The 2,254-nt window shown below is 34.5% G+C and carries 2 protein-coding genes; both read left to right on the plus strand.

Annotated elements, in window-relative coordinates; translation table 11 throughout:
• The first annotated feature begins 78 nt into the window (after positions 1-78).
• Positions 79-1,815: an aspartate--tRNA ligase gene (gene aspS / locus ACZQCL_RS08890; RefSeq protein ID WP_331865605.1), complete on the plus strand. Its 1,737-nt coding sequence runs from the start codon at positions 79-81 to the stop codon at positions 1,813-1,815.
• 60 nt (positions 1,816-1,875) lie between these two features.
• Positions 1,876-2,254, plus strand: a 379-nt coding sequence (locus ACZQCL_RS08895; RefSeq protein WP_482482882.1) for an AAA family ATPase, incomplete at its 3' end; no start/stop codon positions are given.

The raw sequence follows: 2,254 nt of genomic DNA on the forward strand, positions 1-2,254 counted from the left end.
TGATGAATTGATTCCATATGTTGATTCTTTATTAGAAGAAGAAAGTCATCATCATCACGAACATGAAGGAGAATAGAAATGTATAGAACTCATAACAATGGAGAATTGCGTCTTCAAGATGTAAATTCAGAAGTCACTTTATGTGGCTGGGTTGCGAAACGCCGTAATTTTGGAGCTTTGGTCTTTATCGATTTAAGAGATCGTTATGGTATTACACAACTTGTATTCAATGAAGATATAGCAACACAAATTAGTGATGTACGTAATGAATATGTACTACAAGTAAAAGGAACGGTTGTAGAAAGAAAAGACAAAAACCCTAAGCTTGCAACAGGTGAAATTGAAGTTGTAGTTCGTGAAGTAAAAATTGTGAATACAGCTATCACTACACCAATGATCATTGCGGATGAAACAGATGCTTTAGAGGATACTCGTTTAAAATATCGTTATTTAGATTTAAGAAGACCAGTTCTTCAAAAGAACCTAATCTTAAGAAACCGTATTACTTTATTAGTTCGTAATTACTTAGCTAAATATGGTTTTACAGAAGTGGAAACACCTATTTTATGTCGTTCGACTCCAGAAGGTGCACGTGACTATTTAGTGCCTAGTCGTATTAGTAAAGGCCAATTCTATGCACTTCCACAATCGCCACAGCTATACAAACAGTTATTGATGGTCGGTGGAATGGATCGCTACTTCCAAATTGCTCGTTGTTTTAGAGATGAAGATTTAAGAGCAGACCGTCAACCAGAATTCTCACAGATCGATATTGAAATGAGTTTTGTGGACGAAGAAGACATTTGGTCAATGACAGAAGGTTTGATGAAAGAAATCTTCAAAGATATCAAGGGAATTGATCTACCAGAATTCAAACGTATCCCATATGATACTTGTATGGAAAAATATGGTTCAGATAAACCAGATTTACGTTTTGACATGCCTTTATATAATGTCAGTGAAGTATTCGCAAACACTGAATTTAAAGTATTCGAAAATTGCTTAAATGAAGGTGGCATCATCCAGGCTATGAATGTAAAAAATGGTGCAGACAAGTTCTCAAGAAAACAATTGGATAAACTACAAGATTATGTAAAAGTATATGGTGCAAAAGCACTTGCCAACTTAAAATTAACAGCGGAAGGCTTTGCGGGAAGTGTCACAAAAGTTTTATCCGATGCCGAAAAAGAAGCATTGCGTACAATGTTGAATATCGAAGAAAATGATATTGTATTCTTCGTAGCGGATAAGAAGAAAGTGGCTCAATCCTCACTTGGTGCATTGCGTGTGAAATTAGGTCATGATTTAGATTTGATCAACAAAGATGCCTATGAATTCTTATGGGTTACTGATTTCCCAATGTTTGAATATGATGAAAATGAAAACCGTTATGTAGCGGCTCACCACCCATTCACATCACCTAACTTAGAAGATGTCGATAAATTGTTGAGTGATCCAGCACATTGTTATTCTAGAGCTTATGATTTAGTGTTAAACGGCTATGAATTATTATCTGGATCCATTCGTATTCATGATCAAAAGCTTCAAGAAAAAGTATTTGAAGCTATCGGTATGACTTTAGAAGAAGCACATGAAAAATTCAGCTGGTTTATGGATGCATTCCAATATGGTACTCCACCTCATGGAGGTGTAGGTATTGGTCTAGAACGTTTAACTATGATTTTAGCTGGTACAGACAACATTCGTGATGTCGTCGCATTCCCTAAAACAGCAAGTGCATCGGATTTAATGGCACAGGCACCAAGTCCAGTGGATCCAGCACAATTAAAAGAATTGGGTATTGAAACAAAGTAAGACAGGAATTTTTTCCTGTCTTTTCGTATTTCTGATATAATTATACGGGTGGTGATATAGATGAAGGCAATTCCAATTGGCATTTCAAATTTTGAAGAACTCAGAAATAATAACTATTATTTTGTTGATAAGACCAATATGATTCAGGAATTTTTAGAAAGAAAAAGCAAAGTCACATTGATTACGCGTCCTAGGCGTTTTGGAAAGACTCTAAACATGTCTATGATGGCTTCTTTTTTTGATGTGACAAAAGATTCTAAATATATATTTGAAAATACTGAGATCATGAATTCTGACTATATAAACGAAATGAATCGATATCCTACTATTTTTATTTCGTTTGCGAATGCGAAAAGAGATAGAGAATCTATTATCACAACTATAAAAAAACAAATTCTAAGCGAATGGGCAAAATATGAATATGTTTTTAAAAATTTAA

It is taken from the genome of Holdemanella sp., from assembly GCF_056804935.1.

Excerpts from the sequence above, each read along its gene's own strand:
- aspS (WP_331865605.1), top strand. The coding sequence starts at position 79 with ATGTATAGAACTCATAACAATGGAGAATTGCGTCTTCAAGATGTAAAT.